This window comes from Streptomyces viridosporus, from assembly GCF_002078235.1.
Lineage (GTDB): Bacteria > Actinomycetota > Actinomycetes > Streptomycetales > Streptomycetaceae > Streptomyces > Streptomyces viridosporus.
In genome coordinates this window covers 175-2,947 of the sequence record NZ_MSGP01000772.1, presented here as the reverse complement: position 1 = coordinate 2,947, position 2,773 = coordinate 175, and the positions used below count along the sequence as shown (strand labels likewise).

General features: G+C 75.1%; 4 protein-coding genes. All 4 read left to right on the top strand.

What is annotated here, in order from left to right; translation table 11 throughout:
- The coding region (locus B7L92_RS37375) for an ATP-binding protein (RefSeq protein ID WP_255311342.1) at window positions 1-1,694 on the top strand (1,694 nt) is incomplete at its 5' end.
- Window positions 1,691-2,098, top strand: a complete 408-nt coding sequence (locus B7L92_RS37370) for a roadblock/LC7 domain-containing protein (protein WP_004986664.1) — start codon at window positions 1,691-1,693, stop codon at window positions 2,096-2,098. The genes B7L92_RS37375 and B7L92_RS37370, both read left to right, overlap by 4 nt.
- Entirely contained in the window at window positions 2,095-2,442 is a 348-nt protein-coding gene (locus tag B7L92_RS37365; protein WP_081241564.1) for a DUF742 domain-containing protein, read from the top strand. Before B7L92_RS37370 ends, B7L92_RS37365 begins: the two co-directional genes overlap by 4 nt.
- Window positions 2,423-2,773, top strand: a 351-nt coding sequence (locus B7L92_RS37360) for a GTP-binding protein (RefSeq protein ID WP_255311340.1), incomplete at its 3' end; no start/stop codon positions are given. The genes B7L92_RS37365 and B7L92_RS37360, both read left to right, overlap by 20 nt.

Genomic DNA, 2,773 nt, shown 5'->3' with positions numbered 1-2,773 from the left:
ACCGGATCGCCGAGCAGCACGCCCTCAGCACCGCCCGCCTGACGCAGGAGCACGGCGAGGAGCTGACCCGGCTCACGGACGCCCACGCCGCCGAGCTGAAGCGGCTCGCCGAGGAGCACACCGAGAAGCTGCGCCTCATCACCGAGGAACACACCGCCCACACCGACCGGTTGACCCGTGACCACGCGGAGAGGATCGAGCGGCTGACCGAGGAACGGGACCGGCTGGCACAGGACCGGGACCGGCTCACCGACGGGAACGCGCGACTGGCCGCCCGGCTGCGCGAGGCCACCGGCGCCCGTGCCGCCGCGCTGTCCGCGACCGCCAACGCGGCCGGCCGGATGCAGGCGCTGGCCACCGGCATGCTCGCGGACCTGCGCGCGATGGAGGAGAAGCACCACGACGAGGAGGTCCTCGCCGACCTGCTCCACCTCGACCACCGCACCGCGCAGGCCGGCCGGCTCGCCGACTCCGTCGCCGTCCTCACCGGCGCCCGCTCCGGCCGCCGCTGGGCCCGGCCCATCGCCATGGAGTCGATCCTGCGCGGCGCCATGGGCCGGATCAGCGGCTACCAGCGGGTCCGCGTCCACTCCGCCAGCGACACCGCCGTCGCCGGGCACGCCGCCGAGGGCGTGATGCACGCGCTCGCCGAACTCCTCGACAACGCCGCCAACTTCTCGCCGCCGACCGCCGAGGTCCACGTCTACGTCGAGGAGGTCCCGGCCGGGGTCATCGTGTCCGTCGAGGACAGCGGGCTCGTCATGGGCGAGGCCCAGCTCCGCCGCGCCGAGCGCGCGGTCTCGGGCGAGTCGGCCGAACTCGGGGGCCTCACCGGCACCCGGCTCGGCCTCGCCGTGGTCGGCCGGCTGGCCCGGCGGTACGGGCTCAGGGTCTCCTACCGCCCCTCGGCCCGCGGCGGCACGGGGGTGCTGATGCTCATCCCGCAGGAGATCCTCGCCGCCTCGGCCACCGACGCCACCGCGCCGGTTCCCCCGCCGGCCGCCATGCCGTCCGTCCCCGCCACCCCGGCCGCCCTCACCGGCACCTCCGCGTTCTCCGCTTCTTCCTCCGCGTCCTCCGCTTCCTCGTCCGCGTCCTCCGCTCCGTCCGCGCGGAACCGGGCGGCCGGGTCACCGGCGGGCACGGACCTCCCCCGCCGGGACGGCCGCGCACCGGCCGCACGGACGGACGCCGCCGGGACGGAGCCGGAGACCAGCCACGGCACCGCGCACGAGACCGCTCCGGCGGAGCGCGCGACGACGGCCCGCGACACCTCGTCCCCCGCGACCGGGGCCGCCTCCTACGCGGCCTCCCGCGCCGGAGCCGACCTCGACCCCGACCCGGTGCCCACGCACGGGTCCGCGGACACCGGCGAGCACCCGCTGGTGCTGCCCCGCCGGCGCCGGGGCCGCACCCTCGCCGAGGCCGAGCGCACGCGGTCCGGCAGCCGCTCCGCCACCCCGAGGCCGGCGCCGACCGCCGAGGAGACGAAGGCCCGTACGGCCCGCTTCAGCAGCTTCCGCCAGGCCGTGCGCGCCACCGCCCCGGACGACACCGACCCGACCACCACCGCCGACGCCACCCCCGGCAGCGGCACCGGCACCGGCACGACCACCACCGCCGGCACCGCCCCCGACCCGACCCCCGAAGCACAGACCACCCCCGCGACCCCGGAAGGCGACACCACCTCATGACCGGCACGACGACCGCCGACGAGAAGCTCACCTGGCTGATAGAAGGTCTGCTGGAGCGCACGCCGGGCGCGCGGCACGCGCTCGTGCTCTCCCGTGACGGCCTGAAACTGTGCCGCACCCCGGAGCTCTCCGCCGACCAGGCCGACCAGCTCGCCGCGATCGCCGCCGGCATCCAGTCCCTGTCGCACGGCGCCTCGGTCGAGTTCGGCGACGGCAGCGGCGGCGTGCGCTCGGCGATGACCGAGTTCTACGGCGGGGTGCTGTTCATCGTGGAGGCGGGCGAGGGCGCGCACCTCGCCGTCGTCACCACGGAGGACGCGGACGCCGGGCTCGTCGGGCACAACATGAGCGAGCTCGTGGAGCAGCTCGGTGAGCACCTGACCGCCCGCCCGCGCACCTCATGAGCAGGCCCGGCAGGGACGACGCCCCGGACCGGCTCTACACCCTCACCGGAGGGCGCAGCAGTTCGGGGTCCGACAACCCCTTCGACCTGGTGACCCTGGTCGTCGCCGAGTGCGATCCGGTGCCCGGCATGCAGTCCGAGCACGTGGCGATCCTGCGCATGACCGAACGTCCCACGGCGGTCGTGGAGATCGCGGCCGAGCTGAAGCTCCCCGTGAGCATCACCCGGATCCTGCTGGCCGACCTCCTCGCGGCGGGACGGGTCAGCGCCCGTCACCCCCGCAGGGCCGCCGTTCCCGACCCCGACATCCTGGAGCAGGTGCTCGTTGGACTCCGCAACCTCTGAGACGCGTACGCCACTGGGCGCGTCGGCCGACAACGGCCTCAAGATCGTGGTCGTGGGCGGCTTCGGCGCCGGCAAGACGACGATGGTCCGCTCGGTCAGCGAGATCCGTCCCCTCAACACCGAGGAGACGATGACCCAGGCCGGAGAGGCCGTCGACGACATCACCGGCGTGCGCGGCAAGACCGCGACCACCGTCGCCTTCGACTTCGGCCGCATCACGCTCGACGCGCGCAATGTGCTGTACCTGTTCGGCGCGCCCGGCCAGGAGCGCTTCTGGTTCCTGTGGGACCGGCTGTTCTCCGGGACGCTGGGCGCGGTGGTCCTGGTGGAC